Origin of the sequence: Paracoccus mutanolyticus, assembly GCF_003285265.1 — a bacterium.
GTDB classification, from domain to species: Bacteria; Pseudomonadota; Alphaproteobacteria; order Rhodobacterales; family Rhodobacteraceae; genus Paracoccus; species Paracoccus yeei.
In genome coordinates this window covers 2,930,988-2,952,383 of sequence record NZ_CP030239.1, presented here as the reverse complement: position 1 = coordinate 2,952,383, position 21,396 = coordinate 2,930,988, and the positions used below count along the sequence as shown (strand labels likewise).

The following is a 21,396-nucleotide window of genomic DNA, read 5'->3' as shown; positions in this document are numbered from 1 at the left end:
GGAATGACCGTCATTCCGCAAAGCAAGGGGGCGCCGCGCGCGCCCCTTTTCCGGCTTTCCTCGGAAAGCATCGTGCTGGCCCTGCTGGCCGTGCTGATTCTGTCAGTGTCCGTCGCGCCGATGCTGCGGCTGGCGCAGGCGGCGCTGTTCGATGACGGCGGGCTGGCGGTCGAGCGGCTGGCAAAGCTGTTCTCGCGCCCGCAGACCGGGGCCGCGATCTGGAACACCGTCCAGATCTCGCTGGCCTCGACCCTCGTTTCCGTTCTGGTCGGGACGATCTTCGCGGTCATCATGGTGCAGACCGATCTGCGCGGCAAATCGGCGCTGGTCTTTGCCTTCGTGCTGCCGCTGATGATCCCGCCGCAGGTGACGGCCATGGCCTGGATCCAGGCCTTCTCGCCCTCCAGCCCGGTGCTGGGCCTTCTTGGCCTGTCGATGGAGGCAGGCACGCGGCATCCCCTGTATTCCAAGGCCGGGATCATCCTGCTGCTGGGGATCTACAATGCCCCGCTGGTCTATCTGGCGATGCAGGCCAGCCTGCGCCGCATTCCGCTGGACCTGGCCGAGGCGGCGCGGGCAGCCGGCGCCAGGCCGGGCCGGGTGCTGCTGACCGTGATCCTGCCCCTGGCGCGCGGCGGCATGGTGGCGGCGGCCAGCCTTGCCTTCGTCTCGGCCATCGGGAATTTCGGCATTCAGGCCATGCTGGGCATTCCCGCGCGGGTGCCGACGCTGATCACCCAGATCTATCAGCAGATCAACGGGCTGGGGCCAGGCGCCCTGCCGAACATGGCGGCGTTGTCCCTGGTGTTGACCGCGCTGACCGTGGCGGGCGTGCTGCTGGCCGCGCGCGATCGCAGCGATACCCGCGTCGATCTGGGCAGCCGGCCCCTGATGCTGCCGCTGGGACGAAGCGGCGCCGTGATCGCGGCGCTGCTCTGGACCTATCTCGTCGTCTCGCTCCTGCTGCCCCTGTCGGGCGCTGGTGCAGCGTCGCTGGTCCCCGCATACGGCCTGCCGTTGACGGCGGAGACGATGACGCTGAAGAACTACGTCTCGGCGCTGTTCCAGCAGGTGTCGCTGCGCGATGCCTTTGTCACCTCGCTCTGGTTGACGCTGGTCACCGTGGGCTTTCTGATGCTGGCCTCGGTTTTCCTTGGCTATTTCCTGACGTGGCGGCGCGGGCCCTTGGTGCGGCTGCTGCATTTCGGGTCCGAGGCCGCCTATACCCTGCCCGGCATCACCCTGGGCGTCGCGATGATCCTGCTGTTCCTGCGGCCGTTGCCGGGGATCGGGGTTTCGATCTATGGCACGCCCTGGATCATCCTGGCGGCCTATGTCGCGGGCTTCTTTGCGCTGGCGCTGCGCCCGGTGCTGTCGGGCTATGCCCAGATCGACCGCGCGCTGGAGGAGGCCGCCCGGGTCGCCGGCGCGGGCTTCCTGCGCCGGATGCGCGACGTGATCTGGCCGCTGATCGCGCCCACCGCCATCGCCGCCGCCGTGATCGTCTTCATGACCGCGATCAACGAGATCCAGACCTCGATCCTGCTGATCTCCTCGGGCACGCGCACCATCGGGCCCATGATCATCTTCCTTGAGGAAGGCGGAGCCTCGACCCTTGCCGCCGCCGTGGGCTGCCTGATGATCCTGGGCGTGCTGGCGCTGATGCTGCTGTCGACGGCCCTGTCGCGGTTCCTGCCCAAGGGGGTGTTGCCATGGCAGTTCTGACCGTCTTCAGCGGGCTCGGCGGCAAAACCCCGGCGGCCTTTCTGCTGGAAATCGCCGGGCGGCGCATCCTGCTGGACCTGGGCGAGGGGCCGACACCCGGCCAGCGCCCGGACCTGGACGGCATCGGGCGGGTCGATGCGATCTTCCTGTCCCATGCCCATATCGACCATGTGGGCGCCATCGACCTTTGGCCGCGGCTGGGCCGCCCGCCGGTCTTTGCCACCCGCATCACCTTCGATGCCCTGCCGCTGCTGGGCCTGCACCTGCCGCCCGAGGCGTGCCACGACCTGCCCTTGCAGGGGCCTGCGCACCTGTTGGACCTGCCCGTTTCGGTCGGCCGCAGCGGGCACGCCCTGGGCGGCATCTGGCTGCATCTGCCACAGCAGGGCGGCGCGCTTTACATGGGCGACTGGAGCCGCGAATCCGGGCTTCTGCCCTTCGATCCGCCGCCTCGGGCCGATCTGGTGATTACCGATCTGTCCTATGGTGACCGCGATCAGGCGCTGGCACAGCAGGTGCCGGCGCTGGCGGACAGCATCGCGCCCGGAACGGTGCTGCCGGTGCCGATCCTGGGGCGCGGCGCGGACATGGCGCGGCGGCTGGCCGCCCTTGGCCTGTCGCCCGTGGTCTGCCCGCAGGTCCGGGCCGAGCTGCAGGAGGCCCTGCCCGACCTGCGCTGCGTCGCCACCGCATCCGAGGCGCGCGACGGCGACGTGGTCATCGCCGCCGATACCGAGCGCGCCGGCGACCTGGTGTCCTGCCTGATCGCCGATCCGCGAGGCTGGCGCTTCGTCTTTACCGGCCATGTCGCGCCGGGCAGCCCGGCGGCCGGGCTGATCGCCCAGGGGCGCGCCAGCCGTCGGCCCTGGAACGTGCATCCCCGCGCACGCGACCAGCTTTGGCTGGCCCATGTCACCGGCGCCCGCCATCTGGTCCCCGCCTTCGGCGCGTCGGGCGACGCCCCGGACCTCGCGCGCGCCCTGGCCCCGGTCTGGCGACCGGGCCGCACCTGCCCCTAAGGAAGAAAGCCAAACCCATGCTGGTCACGGAAACCGCCCGCGAACGGGCCGAGAACGATACCCCGATCCTTGTCCCGGTCCATGACCTGGCCCTGCCGCAAGGCCGGGTCTGCCGCCTTTACGTCGGCAACCAGACCGGCGCCAGCGATGGCGCGGCGCTGCTGGCGGCGGGCATCACGTCATCGCTGAACGTGTCGCTGAACATCGACGTCGCACCCCTGCAACTGCCCGACGGCACCCATATGCGCCGTGCCAAGGTGGGACTGATCGACGGAGCGGGCAACACGCCGGCCCACCTTGCCGCCGCCGTGCTGGCGCTGGAAGGGTTGGTCACGCAGCCGAGCCCAGGCAAGCCGCACTATCCCGCCCATCGCGCCGGGCATGTGCTGGTGAATTGCCGGGGCGGGCGGTCCCGGTCGGTGATCGTGCTGGCGATCTATCTGCATCTGCGCGCCCGCGCGACGTTCCCGACGCTGGACAGCGCGGTGTCCCATGTCCGCCGGGCGCGCGGCAGTTCGGACACCTACCCGCTGCCCCCGATGCTGGATCTCGCACGCGCGGTCCTGGCCAGCGAAGGCCTGACCGCCCTGCTGCGCGATTAGCCCGTCCCGGTAGGGATCGGTGCCGCATCAAGCGGGCACGCGACGCCGTGCGGGATCGGGTTCGGCCACCGGCCATGGACCCGAGCTTGCAGGAAGGCCCCCTACCGCCCGGCTCCGGCAACCCGCCTTGCGGTTGCGGGAATGATCCCCAGAAGCACGGCCAACAGGGCGAAGGCCGCCACCAGGTCGAACCTGTGGGCGACAAAGCCCAGCAGCGCGGGGCCAAGCAGGATGCCGCCGTATCCGACCGTCGTGACCGCCGCGATGGCAAGCGCGGGCGGCATGACGGATTGCCGCCCGGCCAGGCTGAAAAGCACCGGAACGATGTTCGCCGCGCCCAGCCCGATCAGCGCAAAGCCCGGCAGGGCGAGGATGGGGCCGGGGGCCGCCAGCAGAAGCCCCAGCCCAGGACCGCGAGGCCGCCGCCCAGCGCCAGGATGCGGGCGTCGCCAAGGCGCGCCACGACCCTGTCGCCGGTCAGGCGGCCCAGCGTCATCGCGCCGGAAAACAGCATGTAGCCCAGCCCGGCCTGAGCAGGCTCCAGCAATCCGCGGGCCGTGACCAGCAGCGCGCCCCAGTCCAGGATCGCGCCCTCGACCAGGAAGGTGATCGCGGCGAGAAGCGCCAGCACAAGGACGCTTCCATGCGGCAGGGCAAAGGGCACCGGCGCGCCGGCCCGGGCCGTCAGCAGGCGCGGCCAGGCGACCAGCAGCGCCGCCAGCGTCAGCAGGCTGCCGCAAGCCGCCGCCAGGGCCGGGCCAACCCCTGTCCCCAGCAGCAGCGTCACCCCGCCCGCGCCCGCGAAGCCGCCGATGCTGTACATCGCGTGAAAGCCCGACATCATCGGCCTTGGGGCGTCGCGCTCGACCTCGACCGCATGGATGTTCATGGCGACATCGAGCGTCCCGAGCGCAGCCCCGAAGGCCGCCAGCGCCAGGGCCAGCAGGGCCGCCGACTGCGCCAGCACCAGCAGCGGCAAAAGCAGCACCAGCGCCAGCCCGCCCCCCAGGATCAGGGGCTTGCTGCCGACCCGGGCGGCCAGCCCGCCGGTCAGCGGCATGGCCGCGACCGCCCCCACGCCCAGGCACAGCAGCAGCAGGCCCAGGCCGGCCTCATCGACGCCGACATTGCGCTTGGCAAAGGGCACGAGCGGCGCCCAGCAGGCCATGGCGAACCCCGCCGCCAGGAAGGAAAGGCGCGTGGCCAGCCGCGTTTCGGGGCGATCGTTGCCTGTCATCCTGGAATCCTTCCTCGCAAGCGCCCGGGCAGGCAGCATGGCCGCCCCGATGCAAGGCCCTAGCATCCCGCGCACCGGGATTGAATGGGGACCAGAGAGCCAGCCCAGGCCACACGGCGCGGCGCGGCGCGGCGTCCTAGGAGGTGCCGCCCAGCCTTTCCAGGGTCAGGCGGCAGGGCGTCCCGTCGAAGAACCTGTCGATCAGCTCACCGAAGGGCGAAGGACGGCGGGCGACGGCCCCGAACAGCGTTGCGGAGGAACGCAGCTTGACCGCATCGACCGGGCCGAAGATCGCCTCGGCGGTCCGGTCGCCGTGGGTCAGCACGGCCTCGGCACAGTCGATCAGGCGGCGCCCAAGCAGCGGATGGTCCAGATAGCGCCGCGCCTCGTCGGCGTCCTCGATGCCATAGAACCATGCGGTGCGGGACTGCCCCAGCCCCCGCAACTGGGGAAACACGAACCACATCCAATGGCTCTGCTTGCGGCCTTGGCGCAGTTCGGCAAGCGCGCGGTCATGAACACCCTCCTGCGCGGCGATGAACCGCTCCAGCGCGGCGGGATCGTCATCGGCGGGGGTCCGGGGCATCGCGTCCTCCTGTCCGGAAAAGGGTAGCACCCCTGCCCGGCCGCCGCCAGCGTCGCGACGGCGCCACCGGGGCGCGCTGCTCCGCAGAAAAACCTAACGAATAGCCAAGTTCCCAAGGCCGCGATGCGGGCGGACAATTACCCTTATTTGTCCAAGTTGGAAAAGCAAGGGAGTTTACGATGACACTGGTTTTCTGGAATGCCGGCAGCGCGATCCGCTCTGCCTCGTCCGAGGGTCTGCACGTCGTCGCCACCGGCGACGGGATCCATATCTCGACCCTGGTGGACGGCGCCTATCGCCTGGTGAACTATGGCGTCCTGGGCGGCTATCTGGGCTTTGACGACATCATCGGCGGCCCCGAGCGCATCCAGGACCTTGCGACCGGCCGCGACGGCACGATCTGGGCCGCGGCCGAATACGACTATGTCGCGCCCGACATCGACGCCTATGTGATCGGCGAGGACGGCGCGGCCCGGACGCCCACCGCGGCAACGACCACCGAAACCGTGGGCGATTTCACCGTGCTGGCCGACGGACGCACGGCGCTGCTGTACGGGACCTCGGGTGCCTCAGGGCTGACGGCGGTATCGCTTTTCCTGCCGGACCGCGCGCCGATACCGATCCTGACCGGCGGGGTCAGCGGCTCGTTCACCAGCCCCACGCTGTCCCAGCTGTCCAACGGCAACATCGTCGTGTCCTGGATCGCAAACTATCTGACCGCCCCGACGGTGCGCGTGCAGGTCCTGGACGTGAACGGCAACCCGTTGTCAGGCAGCGTGCCCGTCGCCACCGGACCGAACATCGCCTCCCTTGAATCGACCGCGCTCGGGGACGGGCGGGCGCTGCTGACCTGGCAGGACGTGACGGCGGGCACGATCTCGTTCATCGTGCTGAACCCCAACGGCACCCCCACCAGCCCGCGCCAGGACATCCACGAGGATTTCGCCATCCTGCCCGAGGTCGTCAGCCTGCGGGACGGCGGCTTCCTCATCGCCTATACCGGCTATTACGGCACGGAAGGCGACGGATCGGTCGATGGCGACGTGGTGCTGCGCCGCTTCGACGCGGACGGCACGCTGCTGGACACGCTGCGCGTGGACCTGCCCGGCGACCAGGTGCTGCGCGACATCACCGAAATGCCCGACGGACGGATCGCGATCATCTACCAGACCGAGACGGGCGATTCGACGAACACCTTCCAGGACATCGTCCGCATCGTCGATCCTCGGGGCGACCTGATCCGCGGCACCGCGGGTCCGGATCATATCGTCGGTAGGCATGCGGGAACGGCCATCCAGGCCGGGGACGGAAACGACACCCTGCGGGGCCTTGAAGGCAGCGACAGCCTTTATGGCGGGAACGGGAACGACTTCCTGACCGCGGCCAGGGCAACGACCTGCTGGCGGGCGGGCTTGGGGCCGACACGCTGCAGGGCGACCTGGGCGCGGACACGATGGTCGGAGGCGCGGGCAACGACCTTTACGTCGTGAACAGCGCCGCCGACCAGATCGTCGAATTGCAGGCGGCGGCCTCGACAGCGTGCAAAGCGCGGCCAGCCTGACCCTGGCCGCGAATGTCGAGAACCTGGTCCTGGCCGGCGGCGCCAACCTGAACGGCACGGGCAACGCATCGAACAACCTGCTGACCGGGAACGGCGGCAACAATATCCTGTCGGGCCTTGCCGGCAATGACACGCTGCAGGGCGGCCCGGGGGCGGACAGGCTGATCGGCGGCACCGGGGCGGATTTCATGTCCGGCGGCTTCGGCAACGACGTCTATTCGGTGGACAATGCGGGCGACAGGGTGCTGGAGCTTGTCGGCCGGGGGATCGACACCGTCCTGAGTTCGGTGAACCTCGCCCTGTCCGCGAATGTCGAGCGGCTGACGCTGACCGGCTTCGCCGATCTGCGCGGCATCGGCAACGCCCTGGGCAATCTTCTGACCGGGAACAGCGGCGCGAACGTTCTGGCGGGGATGGACGGCAATGACACGCTGACAGGCGGCATCGGCGTGGATACCCTGGCGGGCGGCGCGGGCGCGGACGGCTGCTGGGCGGCCGGGGCGCGGACCGGCTGGCGGGCGGTGCGGGCGCCGACACCTTCGTCTTTGCCGCGCTGTGGATTCCCGGCGGCGGCGGTTGGACGCGACATCATCAGCGACTTCAACCGGCCAGGGCGACCGCATCGACCTGGGCGCGCTGGACGCCGTGGCGGGCCTGCCCGGCAACCAGGCCTTTTCCTATATCGGAGGGGCGGGCTTTACCGGCCAGTCCGGGCAGTTGCGCGCCCAACTGGCCGCAGGGGGTACCCTGATCCTGGCCGACGTGAACGGCGACCGCGTGGCGGATTTCTCGATCCTTCTGGACGACAGCCTGGCGCTGGGGGCGAATGCCTTCATCCTTTGACCACGAAAAAGGGGGCAGGTCCTGCAAGACCTGCCCCCCTTTATGGGATCCGTCCATGCCGCCGGCGCACAAGGCCACGCGGCAGAAGCCTTCCGCCATCAGGCCGGCAGCTTGACCTTGCTTTCGCGCGGCCACAGGCGCAGCTGGCGGCAGGTCTTCACGAAGCCCGCGAAATCGTCGGGTCCGCCGATGCTGACAAACCCCTCATCCGGTTTCACCCCAGCCTTGGCAAACAGCGGGGCGGCGGCATCGACATGGGCGATGAACTTGCAATGGGCAAAGGCATCGGCCACGAAGTCGCGCGCCGTCGCCTCCTGTTCCAGCTCGGCGGCGCCCTCGGGGCTGACGATGATCGCCACCGCGTCGTAAAGAACCGACGGCCCGCCGTCGATCATCTGCTTGGCCGGGATCAGCGTGCCGTCCGCCGCCTCGACGCCGCCGACGCGCGGGGCGACGATCTCGACCATCGCGCCTTCGGCCATGGCCGCCTGTTCAAGCCCCTGAAGCAGCGCCGCGTCGATCCCGTCGCTGACCAGCACGCCGATCTTGCGGCCGGCAAAGCTGTCGGGCCCGTTCAGGATGATGCTCAGCGCGTCCGAGGCCGGCAGATCGGTGCGCGGCGCGACCGCCGCATCCGCAGGCTGCGGAAGATCGCGCAGCCCCAGCCTGGTCGCGACCGTCCGGGCCAGATCCTGGTCGATGTTCAGCAGATGCAACAGCATGCGTTCGCGGATCGCGGGGGTTTCGACCTTGGACAATTCGAAGGTCAGGGCCATCGCGATATGCGTCTGCTCGACCGGGGTCTGGCTGATATAGAACTGCCGCGCCTGGCTGTAATGGTCGGCAAAGCTTTCCGGCCGCAGCCGGACCTTGGGTCCATCGGCCGTGGCGGGATAGGACCGGAAGCCCTTCCTCGGGTCCTCGCGCGGGCCCTCGCCCCACGAGTTCGGTTCGTAATTGACGCGACCGCGCGGGTTGCGCATCGCCATGTGCCCATCCTGCTGGAAATGATGGAACGGGCATTTCGGCGCGTTGATCGGCAAATGCGTGAAATTGGGCGAGCCCAGCCGCTTCAGCTGCGTGTCGAGGTACGAGAAGTTGCGCCCCTGCAGCAGCGGATCGTTCGAGAAGTCGATCCCCGGCGGCACGTTCTGCGTCATGAAGGCAACCTGCTCGGTTTCCGCGAAGAAGTTGTCGGGCAGCCGGTCCAGCACCATGCGGCCCACGGGGATCGGGGGCAGCACCTCCTCGGGGATGAAATGCTTGATGGGGCCAGGACTTCTACATCGAACGTGTGGCGAAATCCTGATCGAACAGCTGGACGACAGCTCCCATTCCGGATACTCGCCGCACTGGATCGCATCCCACAGAACCCTGTGCCGGTGGAAATCGGGATCGGCGCCGTTGATCTTGACCGCCTCGTTCCACAGCACCGACTGCATCCCCAGCTTGGGCTTCCATATGAACTTGACGAAGGTGGATTCGTCCTTGTCGTTCAGGAAGCGGAAGCTGTGGACGCCGAAGCCCTCCATGAAGCGGAAGGAACGCGGGATGGCGCGGTCCGACATGATCCACATGATCATGTGCATGCTTTCCGGCGTCAGCGAGATGAAGTCCCAGAAATTGTCATGCGCGGTCTGCGCCTGCGGAAAGGCGCGGTCCGGTTCGGGCTTGGCGGCATGGACCAGGTCGGGAAACTTGATGGCGTCCTGGATGAAGAAGACGGGAATGTTGTTGCCGACCAGGTCCCAGTTGCCCTCGCGGGTATAGAACTTGACGGCAAAGCCCCGCACGTCGCGCGCCAGGTCGAACGAGCCCTTGGACCCCGCCACGGTCGAGAAGCGCACGAAGACCGGGGTCTTTTCGCCCGCTCGCTGAAAGATGTCGGCGCGGGTGTACTGGGCCAGCGACTCGTAGGTCTCGAAATAGCCGTGCGCGCCATACCCGCGCGCATGGACGACGCGTTCCGGGATGCGTTCATGGTCGAAGTGAAAGATCTTTTCGCGGAAATGCGAGTCCTCCAGCAGCGCGGGGCCGCGGGCCCCCTGGCGCAGCGTGTTCTGGTCGTCCGCGACCGGCGTGCCCTGGGCCGTGGTCAGGGTCGGCATGTCCCCCTGCGCGGTCTGGTGCAGCTCGCCCCCCTGCCCGCGGGCGACGGATTGGTCGTGGATCCGGGCCGTTTCCGACGGGGCGTTTCCGGGGTTCGTCTTCTTGTCCATGCTAGCGTCTCCTGCTGGCTGTAAAGCGGGGTCTTGGGCGCGCCGCACGATCCCGCGCGGCGCAAGGTGGAAACACGGTGCCGGGATCGGGTCGACGCAGGCTGGCATGCCGCCGGCGCGCCCTGCCGAAACCACCGCTGGCCGGCAAGACAATTCGCCAGCGCGGCGCTTGTTCCCGACAAAGGCTGTCATGGCGCCGTCCGTCATCGGCTGAACACGTCGATGCGAAAGCCGTGAAAGGCGCCGGTCACGCCCCCGCCCAAGGTTCGGGACAGGCAGGCCACGGCGCCGGGCCCACCCAGCGGCTCGTCCGTGGGGCCGGTCCAGTTGACGAGGCCATCGCTATTGGCGGATTGGCTCTAGCTGCTTATATGGGATCGGAGTGGGCAGCACGAAATCTAAATGCGCTCACATCATCATTGGACCAGATCGGGATCAGCGGCGGCAGGTCGGCGGGGGCCGCCCCCTCGATCACCTCGGCCTGCGGCTGGTCAGAAAGCGCCATGCGCGCCGCCCGGATCGCGGCCGGGATGCAGTCCATCGCCACCAGGCGCCTGCCCGGGGCGCCAGCAGCCGCGCCAGCGTGCCATTGCCGCAACCATTTCCAGCGCCGCGGCAAAGGGGCCGGGGCCGATGGCGGCAAGGGTGCGCTTGAACTGCCGGCCTCAAGGGGCTGGAGCGGTGCTGCCGGGATCGTCGCTCGGCCGCACGAAGCCCGGCAGATGGTCAAGGACATCACGGCTGGCGCAGGATGATCTCCGGTGTCAAGGCCATGACCCTGGCGCCAGTCCTCCTGCAAGCCTGCGGGCGTCCTCGATCAGCGGGCTCATCTGGCTGCGGTGACAGGCCAGCGCCGCCGCCTTGGACCGCCACGCCGCATCGGGACCGCAGGCCGGGCCGGCGCGGCACGGTCGATCACCTCGGCCTGCGCTGGTCAGAAAGCACCATGCGCAGGGCGATGTCAGGGCGGATCGCCCCGACCGCCTGCGCCAGCCGCGCCACGCTCAGATGGTCGCAAGGGGGTCAAGGGCCCCGCTGACCAGCACAAGCGCATCCTGCGGGATCAGCGCGGCAATGGACGCGACGGCATCGGCATCCTCGGGCACGGCGCAGTCGGCATGTCCCAGCCAGTGCTGGCGGGCGTCAGTGGCCAGGATCCGCATGGCGGCCTCAAGTTCGGCCCGGCGCTGGCAGCGCGACGCGGGCCGTCGAGTTCGAGTGCGACCGGCTGCCGTCGGTGACGCAGACCACATGGCAGGGCACACCCTGGCTTGACGCACCCTGCAGCAGGGCACCGCATCCCAGCGTCCCGTCATCGGGGTGCGAGGACAGGACGACCAGCGCCCGCCCGCCCAAGAGATCATCGACCGAGATCCCGGGGCACTTGCCAGCGCGTCCAGAAACCCGCTCATGGCAGCCACCTCGGGCAGGCCGGCGCATGCGCGATGCGTTCCGTCGCGGCGGCCCAGCCCGTCCGGGTCGGCCTGGCGGATGTAAAAGCTCAGGTCGCGGCGGATGCGGTCGATGCAGCGCAAAGGTGCCCCGCCCATGCGGTCGTCAGCGTTCATCACCGGCGCAGCCACTGGGCCTGCAGGGGGCGCGTCCGCCCTTCGGCCCCGGCCTGGCAGAGGGATGCTCGACGGCGCAGGCGGATTCTCCAGCCACAGCCGCACCGTTTCGCAGGCGGTCATCATCCGGCGCAGCCACTGGGCCTGCAGGGGCGCGTCCGCCCTGCCCGGCGCTGCAACGGTCGGCGGCGATGGCGGCCAGCGCCTGCATCGCCCCCAGCTGGAGGCGGCGTAGCGCCAGACGCCGCCCTGGAAATGCGGCTCGCGCTGGTAATCGCCCGGCCCGCCCAGCAGGATAGCGTCCGCCTGCCAGTCCCTCCAGGTCGCAGCGCCCCGAGGCCGTGGCCTTCATCCCCGACACCGCCCATTCCTCGGGGAACAGCCGGCCCTGCAACTGATCGCGGCGCAGCAACAGAAGCTGGGGGCGGCCGTCCCGCTGCTTCACCGCGACGATGACCCGGTCCAGCACATCGGCGCCGCTGGCGAACAGCTTCTGCCCGTGCAGGACCCCGTCCCGGATATGCGCGGGATCGGGCCCGTCGGCGCCCAGACGCCCCGCAGTTCGCCTTTCGCGATGCCGTCGGTCGGCCCGCCGTGCAGATGCAGCAGCTTGACGGCGTTCACATGCCCTTCGAACAGGCGGCCCGCGGAAAGGTTCGCGCGCCCGACCGCGACCAGGGCCCGCATCAGCACCCGAGGGTCGCCCGGATGATGGTCCAGCGTGCCCGCAGGCTGCCAGCAGTCCGCTGTCGGCAGCGCGGCCACCAGGGTCGCCCGCAGGGGCCCCTCGCCATCGGGTGGGGCGCTGGCCAGCAGGCGCCCGGCGTCGTCGATTTGCCGTATCAGACCGCCCCGCCCCAAGCGCGCGCCAGTCGGCCTCTTGCGGCCGCACCGTGGTGTCCACGAATGCGCGCAACCGGGGCAAGGCGCGCCTCGAGGTCCGAGGCGCGCAGGCGGCGGCCGACCGGCAGGCTGCGGTCGGGATAGGCGGCAGCAGGCCGGTCCTCGCCCGCTGCCACAGCTCGCCAGGAACTCGGGCGCCAGCATGGCCTGGTCGGCCAGCGGATCGTCGTCCTGCATCCGGCTTCGCAGGATCCCGCCATGGCGCCCGCCCCCGCCCGTCCAGCCGCCCCGAGCGCGGGCGCGCATGTCCCGGCTGTAGGTGATCGCCAGCCCATGGGTCCCGGCCAGATGGACCAGCGCCCGGTCCTCGCTGGCACACAGCGCCGGCAGCCAGCCGATATGGCGATGCGGCGGCGCGGAAGGGCAGCATACGCCAGATGGAAATAATGCGGATGTGGTCGTCATGGGCTGCCGCCCGGTCGTGCGGTCGCTGCAGTGACGGTCCAGACCAGCGAGCCGGGGAGGGCCGATAAAGATCGGGCTGCTTCCATCACTTTGGCTGTCCAGGACGGATCGGCCAGATCCGCCTCGACCACTCGCACGCGGGCGGCGTAGGCGTCGACCGCGACGCGCGCCGCGATTTCCAACCGGGGTCCACGACCGAATCCGCGCGGTCGTCATCACCAGCGCGCCGCTCCGGCCGCCCGGTCCTCGCCAGCAGCCGGCGCGGCCGATCGCTTGCCTCGCGGGCGGGCACGGTTATCGCGTCAGGTCCAGCGTCACGGCGGGATGGCGAAAGGCCCGCAGCGGGGCGGCGCTGCCGTCGGTGCAGTTGTTCGCAACCGCGTCCGGCGCGACCCGCAGGGCCACGGCATCGGCGCCTCGGCAAGACTGGTCAGCAAGCCCTCCAGCCGCTCGGCTTCGTTGCGGATCGGCACCGCCACGCGGATCTGCGTGATCGGGGCGCATCGGCGCGAAGACCGGGCAAGATGAAGGGCAGGTCCACGGGCTTCTCCGCAGCGTCGCGACACCAACGCCGCCGCTGCGGGCCTGTTCCCTCATGGCAAGCTTTGTGAATTCCGGGGCTTATGGCGGACCGCGCGCCAAAGTGTCGGACGCCCCCCGGACAAGGCGCGGCAAGGCACTTTCCCCCTGCCCCGCGTTCTGGCATTGTTCCCGCCACGCCCCCCACGCCGGAGCCGCCAATGTGCAATCTTTACGCCCAGATCGCCAGCCAGGACCGGCTGCGCCATGTCCTTGACGCGGTCGTCGAGGACAACGACGAGGTGATCGAGGACCTGACCGGCAACCTGCCCGCGCAACCCGGCATCTTTCCCGACTATCCGGCCCCGATCGTCCGGAGGACGCCGTCCGGCGTGCAGCTGATGCGGGCGCGCTGGGGGATGCCTTCGCCGGCCTTCGCGCTCAAGGGCAAGCGCACGGACCGCGGGCGTCACCAACATCCGCAATGTGCCTCGCCCCACTGGCGCCGCTGGCTGGGGGTCGAGCACCGCTGCCTGGTGCCGTTCACCAGCTTTTCCGAAATCGACGGCAGGCCGGGGGCGCCGCGCAACCATCCGGTCTGGTTCGCCTTGGCCAAGGATCGGCCGCTGGCCTTCTTTGCCGGGATCTGGACGCGCTGGACCTCGGTCCGCAAGCTGAAAGAGGGAGAGGTCGCCGCCGATCTGTTCGGCTTCCTGACCTGCCCGCCCAACGCCGAGGTCGCACCGGTCCACCCCAAGGCGATGCCGGTGATCCTGACCGAGCCCGCGGAATGGCGCCTGTGGCTGACCGCCCCCGCGCCCGAGGCGCTGGCCCTGCAACGCCCCCTGCCCGACGGCCTGCTGCGCATCGTCGCCGAAGGCGCGCGCGAAGATGCCGGCTGATCCCGCCCGGGATCGACGCCCCGCCCGGGGGCAGGCATGATGCCACACCGAACGGTCCGCGAATCTGCCTCGTCGGGCCCCGCACACCAAGGAGCACGCCATGACCGTCCTTGCCTATGGAACCCCGGCCGCGGACCATCCGCTGGAGCGGATGGAGATCGCCCGCCGCGAACCCGGGCCCCATGATGTCCAGATCCGGATCGTCTATTGCGGTATCTGCCATTCGGACCTGCACCAGGCGCGCAGCGAATGGGCGGGCACGCTTTATCCCTGCGTGCCGGGGCACGAGATCGTCGGCCGCGTCGCCGCGGTCGGCAGCCATGTGCGCAGCCACAAGCCCGGCGACCTGGTCGGCGTGGGCTGCATCGTCGACAGCTGCCAGGACTGCCCGGATTGCGCCGAGGGGCTGGAAAACTATTGCGACGGCATGGTCGGCACCTACAACGGCCCGACCCAGGACCCGCCGGGCCATACCCTGGGCGGCTATTCCCAGGCCATCGTGGTCCACGAACGCTATGTGCTGAAGATCACCCACCCCGAAGACCAACTGGCCGCCGTGGCGCCGCTGCTTTGCGCGGGCATCACCACCTATTCCCCCCTGCGCCACTGGGGCGCGGGTCCGGGCAGGAAGGTCGGCGTCGTGGGCATCGGCGGCCTCGGGCATATGGGCGTCAAGCTGGCCCATGCCATGGGCGCGCATGTCGTGGCCTTCACCACCTCGCCCGAGAAGGTCGCGGACGCCAGGGCACTGGGCGCCGACGAGGTCGTGGTGTCGCGCAACCCCGAGGAGATGGCGGCCCATGCGCAAAGCTTCGACTTCATCCTGAACACCGTCGCCGCGCCGCACGATCTGGACGCCTTCCTGGCGCTTCTGAAACGCGACGGCACCATGACGCTGGTCGGCGCGCCGGCAACCCCGCATCCTTCGCCCAATGTCTTCAACCTGATCATGAAGCGGCGCAGCCTCGCGGGCTCGATGATCGGCGGCATCCCCGAGACGCAGGAGATGCTGAACTTCTGCGCCGAGCACGGCATCGTGGCCGATATCGAGATGATCCGCGCAGACGAGATCGAGACCGCCTACGAACGCATGCTGAAGGGCGACGTGAAGTACCGCTTCGTCATGGACATCGCCACGATGGCGGGATGAGCGTCAGCCGGCGGGCGGGCCCTGGCCCTGCCCCCTGTTCCCCGGCAGGTGGTGCAGGAGCGACGAACAGGCGCCCATGATATGGGCGTAAAGCAGGCGTTCGGCCCGGTTTGCATCGCCCGCCCGGCAGGCTGCAAGGATCTCGCGATGTTCGCGGTCGGCCTTGCCCTGCCCGGCAGACAGGGCCAGCTGGACCCGCAGATAGCGTTCCAGCCGGTCGTTGACCGACCGGATCGTGCTGACCAGGAAAGGCCGCTGCGCATCCAGGTAAAGGCGGCTGTGGAACTGCCAGTTCAGCGCCGACCACTGCGCCACGTCCGTTTCCCGGGCGAAGGCGTCGCAGAATCCCTCTGCCTCGCGGAAGGTCTCCTCGGTCATGTGCGGCACCGACAGCCGGATGGCATTCGATTCCAGGATGGCGCGGGTTTCGAAGATCTGGGCGATCTCGGGTTCGGAGACCGAGGTGACGACCGCGCCCTTGTTGCGCTGGAATGCGACCAGCCCCTCGGCCTCGAGCCGTTCGAGCGCCTGTCCGGGGCCGAAGACGTTGAACAGCCGCAGGCAACCTCGTCCTGGCGGATCGGCTCGCCCTCGTCCAGGGAACCGTCCGAGATGGCGTTGCGCAGGAATTTCAGGATCACGTCCGACGCCGTGGGCGCGGCGCCCAGGTTCGGGGCCTGAATATCGTTCAACGGCATGCGCTGTCCCCTTGTCCCGGCATGGGGCGACGATATCGTAGACGATATGCCCGGGCAAGGTGGGTGTGGGGATCCGGCTGGCCACTCCTGCCGTTGCCCGCCAGCGACCTGCAGCACGGCGGCGCAGAATCGCCACCTTGTGCGGCCGGCGAGCATTCGTCCAGCACGCGTTCGCAGCGGCTCGAGTTCGATCCCGATACGGGGCCGCGACCGCGGAACTGACGCTGGCTTTTCCGTTCATGGCGGCGTGTGCAATCAGCCGTTGCCCATGTTCGGGCGTTCGTTGTTGTAGGTCCATAGCCATTCGGTGGCGATCTGCTGCACCTCCTCGATGGTTTCAAAGATGTAGAGGTCGAGCCATTCGTGCCGAACCGTCCGGTTGTAGCGCTCGACATAGGCGTTCTGCTGCGGCTTTCCGGGCTGGATGTAGGTCAGGGCGATGCCCTGCTTCTCGGCCCAGATTGTCAGCGTGGCACTGACGTATTCCGGGCCGTTATCGACCCGGATCGCCAGCGGTTTGCCGCGCCATTCAATGATCTGGTTCAGGGCTCGGACGACCCGCTCGGCGGGCAGCGAAAAATCGACCTCGATACCCAGCCCCTCGCGGTTGAAGTCGTCCAGCACATTCAGCAGCCGGAACTGCCGCCCGTCGGCCAGCCGATCGGCCATGAAATCCATCGACCAGACCAGGTTCGGGGCTTCTGGAACTGCCAGTTCATCGGGCTTCTCCCGCTTCAGCCTGCGCCGCAGCTTGATCCGCAGGTTCAGCTCCAACTCGCAGTAGATCCGGTGGACCCGCTTGTGGTTCCAGACATGTCCTTTGACGTTCCGCAGGTGTAGGAAACACAGGCCGAAACCCCAGGTCTCGTGGACATTCGTCAGCCCGACCAGCAGATCGGCAATCATCTCGTTCTCGTCGTCACGCTTCGGACTATAGCGAAAGCAGGTCTCGCTGACGCCGAACGCCCGGCAGGCCAGCGCGATGCTAACCCCCTTCGTCGCCACCGCCTTCTCGGCCAGCTCCCGGCGCTGAGCTGGACGCGTCACTTTTTTCCCAGAGCCTCTCGAAGCAGATCGGCCTGCATGCTGAGATCGGCGAACATGCGCTTCAGTCGCCTGTTCTCATCCTCGAGGGCCTTCATCTGGCTCATCATGGATGCATCCATGCCGCCAAACTTCGCGCGCCATTTGTAAAACGTCGCGCTGCTGATCCCATGCTCGCGGCAAAGCTCGGAAACGGGCAGCCCGCCCTCCGCCAGGCGACCAGTCCGCTCTGATCCGGAACATCAGTCAGCGGGTCTCTCCATCGTGCACCGCCTGAGCGACAGTCTCCGGGCGTGAGAACCCTGACCCGCTGATCCACCACGAGGATTACCCTGCCACCGGGCCATTCCGGCGGCTGCCCTCGCTTGCCCGGCCAGGAGGACCGTCGATGCCGACGATGCTTGCCCTGATGACTTGTCTTTCTCCGCACCGGTCCGATATTCTTGGCGTCGTCCAGCGTGTAGTCCACGTTGGTGACGCCGCCTTCGGGCGTATCCTCAGCGCCAGCTCGGCACTGCGATTGCACCGACCGGACGCATCGGCCTTTGATGGCGAGGCGGGAGGCGCCGAGGCCGGTCATCTGCCAGTCGAGGGTGCCGCCAGCGCTGCCAGGTCGCCTCGAATACCCGGGCAATGGCCGGCCTTGAGGCCGGTATGGGCATCGCTGATCACCAGCCGGACGCCGCCGAGGCCCCGGGCGCGCAGGGACCGCAGGAACTCGGTCCAGAAGGTCTGTGCTTCCGAGGGCCCGATGCCCAGACCGATGATTTCGCGGCGGCCTTCGGTGTTGGCCGCGACGGCGATTATCGCCGCCACCGGCACGATCCGCCCGCCCTGGCGGACCTTGAGGTAAGTGGCATCCAGCCAGACATAGGGCCATTCGCCGGTCAGCGGACGGTTCAGGAACTCGCCGACGCGTTCGTCATTCGCCGGGAAAACGATCCACCGGATCGCTTTCTGGCCCGGCTCATTCCTTGCAGAGCTTCGAGACGGTGCTCTTCGAGATGCCGTTCAGCCCCATCGCCTGCACCAGATCGTCGACGCGACGGGTGGAGACGCCGCGATCCAGGCCTCCTGGATCACGGCCACCAGCGCCTGTTCCGAGGTCTTGCGCGCCTCGAGGAAGCCCGGGAAGTAGCTGCCCTGCCGCAGCTTCGGCACGCGCAGGTTCAATGTGCCCAGGCGGGTATCAAGGGCGCGCTCGCGATAGCCGCGCACGGTTTTCGGTGCGGCCGGGACGACAGCAGGAGCCGAGATCGCGGGATCGACCGGCAGGCGCGGGGCGACGAACTGATCGCCGACCCTGCCATCACGGGGCAGGTCGGGCGCAATGCCGGCCTGCCCTTTTTCCTGGCGCCGCGTCGTCACGGAATTGAGAAAGATTAGTCATAATAGTCCCTTGCCGGCCGAATCCTCCTGCCCGATAATTGCGCGGAACCCCTTGCAGGTGTGCACCGGCCGATGCGGCACAGAAGGCCGCCGCTTCGGCCAGTTCCGCCAAGCTCAGCCCCGCCGCCCGCGCTTCCAGACGCGCCAGCGCTGCATCGAGCCCGGCCGCGTCGTCGGCGGAAAACAGGAACAGTTCTGCGTCCTGCGATGCGGGTTCATCAGCACGACGCTGGCACGATGCTCGGATCGAGATGGTCGTGGATCTGCGCCGCGTCGAAGGGTCCGGGATTGACCGGAAACGAGGTCGGCGAGAAGCTCGGCGCGAGATCGGCCAGCTCGTTCAACACCGAGTGCCGCCGGCGATATCGGCCAGAATGGCCGGCCGCCCGGCTCCTCCGATGGTCTCGAACCCGGTCGGCGGGCGGGATGGCGGCGGCGCTGGCGGCGATCAGGCGGGCGGAAACCCTCGAACTCCAGCCCATTAGTCAGCCCACATCGGCGCCGGCGCGCATGGTGGGCATCGGCCGGCAACCTTCGTGAGCAGCGGCAGGCTGGTTGCCTGAGACCCGGTGTACGGAATAAGCCCATTTCTCGTGTTTGCGGGAACAGGACCGTGGCCTCCAGATACAGATGCGGCGACCACGTCGTCGCACAGCTTGCGCAAACCGGTATAAAGCGCGGTCCACGACCCGCAGGCGCCCAGGGGCAGGTGCAGCGAATGCGTCACGTTCGTGATGGGGAAGCAGGAGAAGCGCTGCCTGATAGACAGCGACGCCAGTATCGAAGGAATACTGTGATGGTCGCGGCCGGAAGCGCCACGGCGGCGGAAGTACTTGCAACAGGGGATGCCATCAGAGAGATGGCAGTATGATGCCGCGCAGGGCTCCTCTCGACCGCACTGGCTCAAACCCGTCCCGGCATTCCGTCTCCTGTCTCAATGATCGCAGATATTGACTTGGACCATCAGATAGTCCATCTTGCATGGTCCTATGCAGGTCCAATTTCGGATAAAACAGTGATCGGGGCAGCCAGTATCTGTCGATCCGATACACCGAGAGACTGGCTGAGGCAGGCATCGATACCTCAGTCGGCAGTGTGGGGGATTCCTATGACAACGCTCTCGCCGAAAGCATCATCGGTCTGTTCAAGACCGAGGTGATCCGGGCAAGTCAAGGGCAGGGTTTGGTCGGGCATCGACCTTGATGCCCAGGGCAAGGATGCAGATTTCCTGCGCATCCCGCATTCGGTCGATACCTCGGCCTATGGCTGGGTGCCGGTGATCGCAGGCCGAGCTATCTGGGGCGATCTGGTGCGCCGATGTCTGGTGTTTCGCAGGCACGGTGGCGGAGGCGCTGATCGACGCGGGACGGCGCTATGTCGGTAGCTGAGGTGGCGGCACGTTGATCTCCGGGCTTGGGTTTGCGGGCGGCGCCGGTAACTGCGGCGTCGGTCAGCGTCAGGGTCGCCGACGGCTAAGGGCGAGGGTGCTTTGCTAGTCGCATTCGGCTTCGCTCAACTATGGCGATTCGCTTTGCTTATGAGGTCGCCGCCGATGCATGATTGGTTTGCTGTATGTGAGGCACACTTCATCCGGACCTGATCTATCACGATACCTGTCCGATCCCTGTCGACAGCTGCATCGGCCGTAGCGCCGGCCGGACGGAGAAAAGAAGCGAGATCGCAGGCGCCTGAATCTCTATTTCGACTCCGCGCTCATTCCGCAGATCGAGGCGATGGCGCTGCGTCGCTGGCGCTGCGTCGCTCGGTGGCGCTGCGCCGCAATGTCTCGAAATCCGCCATCGTGGAGGCGGCGGTCATGTCCTACCTGTCCGGCTATCACGCTCGACAGAGGTCAAGATGCGGCATTCGGGTAAAATAATGTCCGCGATGGCTGGCCTCCGCGCGCAGCTGGTAGAAATTGCGCCGCTGGACCGACTGCAGCGCTTCGGCGATGCGGTGAAGCTCGGTATCCTGCGGCGCGTATTTCCTGATCCTGCGCGAGGCGTGCTTGCGGTGGCTGAATAGCCCTCGAAGCAGGCCCCATCGCCCTGGCTCCAGAAGCCGGAAAACCAGATGCAGAGCCGCTGCCCCATCCCGCCGCCCATCAGGCGGACGGAGGTGGTCTTGAGGCGGATGCCAAGGATCTCGCAGATCCGCTCAAAATCCTCATAGACCGCATATCCCGAGGGTGCAGAGCCGCTTGAGATGGGTGGGCTTGTGATACGCAGCAGGACAGCGGAGCGTACGGGTCGACCATCACAATAGGGATCACTCCTTGCCAGAACCCGAGGACAGCCAGCATTGGGAACTGCAGCCTGGCGCTTTCGCTGATGGAAGATCGAGGCTGAACCAGACGCCGAACCCGTCGAGGAACGCGCAGTCGAGCGCGCATTCGCCGCGATCACAGTTTGCAACGCCCCTGCCCTTCAGCCCCTTGAAACGAATAAAACGCCCGCCTCTGACGGACAGGATGTCCGCCGGGGTCGCTCGGTTCTCGTCGCGTTCCAAAGCTGCGTGCCGTCATGCTCAGGCTGGATCGAGAGCAGGATGCTGTCGGCGGTGACGATATGCGGACCCAGCGGACAGAAGCTGTCGAAGGATTTGCGCATCACCCGCTCTTCGCGGCCGCGCACCACCATGTCGAGCAGGCAGGAATAGCCGAAGACATGCTCCATCGCCCGCTCGCGGGGAATACCCCGCCCGCCCTTGCCGATGACGACGGCCAGTTCGCATTCGTGATGGATGTCGCGATCCGGCAAAGCCGGCAGGACGATGGGGTCCGACGGATGACAAGGGCACCGCACCCTGCTTATCACACTGGGTTCGGCGTCGAGATCGACTACCATGATCGGCCGCCGTCGAAGTTCGGCCTGGTCCAACGGCAGGCAGATCGGCCTGATCGACCTCGCCGCGATAGCCGTGGATCCGGTGCGGATGGTGGCATCGGCCGTCACGGCATCGGCCCGAATGCCTCGGGATTCTTCGTCACGCTGTGCCGCCAATGATCGGCGGCGGGACGGCCGGCG

The 21,396-nt window shown here is 68.0% G+C and carries 21 protein-coding genes and 4 pseudogenes; 12 read left to right on the top strand and 13 right to left on the bottom strand.

The features are described 5' to 3' along the window. Positions 1-3 precede the first annotated feature (3 nt). From DPM13_RS16060 to DPM13_RS16050, 3 genes are read left to right on the top strand one after another with little or no spacing between them, the layout of a single operon-like run. Entirely contained in the window at positions 4-1,725 is a 1,722-nt protein-coding gene (locus tag DPM13_RS16060; protein ID WP_112888386.1) for an ABC transporter permease, read from the top strand. Beyond that, positions 1,713-2,744 carry an MBL fold metallo-hydrolase gene (locus DPM13_RS16055; RefSeq protein WP_223252103.1) on the top strand — a complete coding sequence of 344 codons (1,032 nt, stop codon included), beginning with the start codon at positions 1,713-1,715 and terminating at the stop codon, positions 2,742-2,744. Before DPM13_RS16060 ends, DPM13_RS16055 begins: the two co-directional genes overlap by 13 nt. 17 nt (positions 2,745-2,761) lie before the next feature. Continuing rightward, the gene (locus DPM13_RS16050; protein WP_112888385.1) at positions 2,762-3,346 is read left to right on the top strand and encodes a protein-tyrosine phosphatase family protein; all 585 of its coding nucleotides are present in this window, start codon (positions 2,762-2,764) and stop codon (positions 3,344-3,346) included. A 101-nt stretch (positions 3,347-3,447) separates the two neighbouring features. On the opposite strand, the gene DPM13_RS24040 is transcribed toward DPM13_RS16050, so the two are convergent. The 3 genes from DPM13_RS24040 to DPM13_RS16040 form a co-directional block, all read right to left on the bottom strand. Beyond that, on the bottom strand, positions 3,448-3,663 hold the full coding sequence (locus DPM13_RS24040) for a hypothetical protein (RefSeq protein ID WP_223252102.1): 216 nt from the start codon (positions 3,661-3,663) through the stop codon (positions 3,448-3,450). Positions 3,664-3,692: 29 nt separating this feature from the next. Further along, positions 3,693-4,583 (bottom strand): MFS transporter, encoded by an 891-nt coding sequence (locus DPM13_RS16045; protein WP_223252101.1) that lies wholly within the window; start codon positions 4,581-4,583, stop codon positions 3,693-3,695. Positions 4,584-4,719: 136 nt separating this feature from the next. Continuing rightward, entirely contained in the window at positions 4,720-5,169 is a 450-nt protein-coding gene (locus DPM13_RS16040; RefSeq protein WP_112888384.1) for a DUF1810 domain-containing protein, read from the bottom strand. Positions 5,170-5,348: 179 nt separating this feature from the next. Here DPM13_RS16040 and DPM13_RS25330 point away from each other — a divergent pair, with 179 nt between their 5' ends. From DPM13_RS25330 to DPM13_RS21345, 4 genes and pseudogenes are all read left to right on the top strand, one after another. Further along, positions 5,349-6,659, top strand: a complete 1,311-nt coding sequence (locus DPM13_RS25330; protein ID WP_189654739.1) for a calcium-binding protein — start codon at positions 5,349-5,351, stop codon at positions 6,657-6,659. Then, positions 6,596-6,730 (top strand): hypothetical protein, encoded by a 135-nt coding sequence (locus tag DPM13_RS27390; RefSeq protein ID WP_397246415.1) that lies wholly within the window; start codon positions 6,596-6,598, stop codon positions 6,728-6,730. Before DPM13_RS25330 ends, DPM13_RS27390 begins: the two co-directional genes overlap by 64 nt. Further along, positions 6,709-7,164, top strand: a pseudogene (locus DPM13_RS24030) (calcium-binding protein); the annotation flags it as partial. The gene DPM13_RS27390 and the pseudogene DPM13_RS24030, both read left to right, overlap by 22 nt. A 211-nt stretch (positions 7,165-7,375) precedes the next feature. After that, the gene (locus tag DPM13_RS21345; protein WP_189654738.1) at positions 7,376-7,573 is read left to right on the top strand and encodes a hypothetical protein; all 198 of its coding nucleotides are present in this window, start codon (positions 7,376-7,378) and stop codon (positions 7,571-7,573) included. A 98-nt stretch (positions 7,574-7,671) separates the two neighbouring features. Here DPM13_RS21345 and katE read toward each other — a convergent pair whose 3' ends face one another. Beyond that, a complete protein-coding gene (katE, locus tag DPM13_RS16020; protein ID WP_223252100.1) occupies positions 7,672-9,792 on the bottom strand; it encodes a catalase in 2,121 nt (706 codons plus the stop codon). Positions 9,793-10,211: 419 nt separating this feature from the next. Between katE and DPM13_RS20055 the strand changes: the two genes are divergently transcribed. Then, the gene (locus DPM13_RS20055) at positions 10,212-10,547 is read left to right on the top strand and encodes a hypothetical protein (protein ID WP_145963437.1); all 336 of its coding nucleotides are present in this window, start codon (positions 10,212-10,214) and stop codon (positions 10,545-10,547) included. 249 nt (positions 10,548-10,796) lie between these two features. On the opposite strand, the gene DPM13_RS27745 is transcribed toward DPM13_RS20055, so the two are convergent. Further along, complete coding sequence (locus tag DPM13_RS27745; protein ID WP_449579229.1) at positions 10,797-11,360, bottom strand: hypothetical protein; 564 nt, start codon at positions 11,358-11,360, stop codon at positions 10,797-10,799. Between the two features lie 64 nt (positions 11,361-11,424). Between DPM13_RS27745 and DPM13_RS21335 the strand changes: the two genes are divergently transcribed. Further along, complete coding sequence (locus DPM13_RS21335) at positions 11,425-11,595, top strand: hypothetical protein (RefSeq protein WP_189654736.1); 171 nt, start codon at positions 11,425-11,427, stop codon at positions 11,593-11,595. Positions 11,596-11,801: 206 nt separating this feature from the next. Here DPM13_RS21335 and DPM13_RS20050 read toward each other — a convergent pair whose 3' ends face one another. Further along, positions 11,802-12,668: a hypothetical protein gene (locus tag DPM13_RS20050; RefSeq protein ID WP_145963436.1), complete on the bottom strand. Its 867-nt coding sequence runs from the start codon at positions 12,666-12,668 to the stop codon at positions 11,802-11,804. Next, entirely contained in the window at positions 12,665-12,850 is a 186-nt protein-coding gene (locus DPM13_RS20045; RefSeq protein ID WP_145963435.1) for a hypothetical protein, read from the bottom strand. Before DPM13_RS20045 ends, DPM13_RS20050 begins: the two co-directional genes overlap by 4 nt. A gap of 558 nt (positions 12,851-13,408) precedes the next feature. Here DPM13_RS20045 and DPM13_RS16005 point away from each other — a divergent pair. Then, the gene (locus DPM13_RS16005; RefSeq protein ID WP_112888380.1) at positions 13,409-14,089 is read left to right on the top strand and encodes an SOS response-associated peptidase; all 681 of its coding nucleotides are present in this window, start codon (positions 13,409-13,411) and stop codon (positions 14,087-14,089) included. A gap of 100 nt (positions 14,090-14,189) precedes the next feature. Further along, entirely contained in the window at positions 14,190-15,239 is a 1,050-nt protein-coding gene (locus tag DPM13_RS16000) for an NAD(P)-dependent alcohol dehydrogenase (protein ID WP_112888379.1), read from the top strand. 3 nt (positions 15,240-15,242) lie between these two features. Here the strand turns inward: DPM13_RS16000 and DPM13_RS15995 are convergent, their stop codons facing one another. The 4 genes and pseudogenes from DPM13_RS15995 to DPM13_RS25325 all read right to left on the bottom strand — a co-directional run bounded on the left by DPM13_RS15995 (position 15,243) and on the right by DPM13_RS25325 (position 18,714). Next, positions 15,243-16,073 (bottom strand): GntR family transcriptional regulator, encoded by an 831-nt coding sequence (locus tag DPM13_RS15995; protein ID WP_223252099.1) that lies wholly within the window; start codon positions 16,071-16,073, stop codon positions 15,243-15,245. Between the two features lie 119 nt (positions 16,074-16,192). Next, positions 16,193-17,196, bottom strand: a protein-coding gene (locus DPM13_RS15990) for an IS3 family transposase (RefSeq protein ID WP_112888378.1) whose coding sequence is annotated in 2 segments (ribosomal slippage) — positions 16,193-16,983 and positions 16,983-17,196 — 1,005 coding nt in all. Because the reading frame shifts where the segments join, the coding sequence is not laid out codon by codon here. A 381-nt stretch (positions 17,197-17,577) separates the two neighbouring features. Continuing rightward, a pseudogene (locus DPM13_RS15985) lies at positions 17,578-18,193 on the bottom strand (IS256 family transposase); the annotation flags it as partial. A gap of 395 nt (positions 18,194-18,588) precedes the next feature. Next, positions 18,589-18,714 carry a hypothetical protein gene (locus tag DPM13_RS25325; protein ID WP_262983160.1) on the bottom strand — a complete coding sequence of 42 codons (126 nt, stop codon included), beginning with the start codon at positions 18,712-18,714 and terminating at the stop codon, positions 18,589-18,591. A 667-nt stretch (positions 18,715-19,381) separates the two neighbouring features. On the opposite strand from DPM13_RS25325, the pseudogene DPM13_RS15975 reads away from it, so the two are divergent. Then, positions 19,382-19,531 (top strand): annotated as a pseudogene (locus DPM13_RS15975) (IS3 family transposase); the annotation flags it as partial. A gap of 711 nt (positions 19,532-20,242) precedes the next feature. Here the strand turns inward: DPM13_RS15975 and DPM13_RS24020 are convergent. Both DPM13_RS24020 and DPM13_RS15960 read right to left on the bottom strand, forming a co-directional pair. Next, positions 20,243-20,547: pseudogene (locus tag DPM13_RS24020) on the bottom strand (antitoxin of toxin-antitoxin stability system); the annotation flags it as partial. 249 nt (positions 20,548-20,796) lie between these two features. Further along, a complete protein-coding gene (locus DPM13_RS15960; RefSeq protein ID WP_262983159.1) occupies positions 20,797-21,129 on the bottom strand; it encodes a fumarylacetoacetate hydrolase family protein in 333 nt (110 codons plus the stop codon). Between the last annotated feature and the right edge of the window lie 267 nt (positions 21,130-21,396).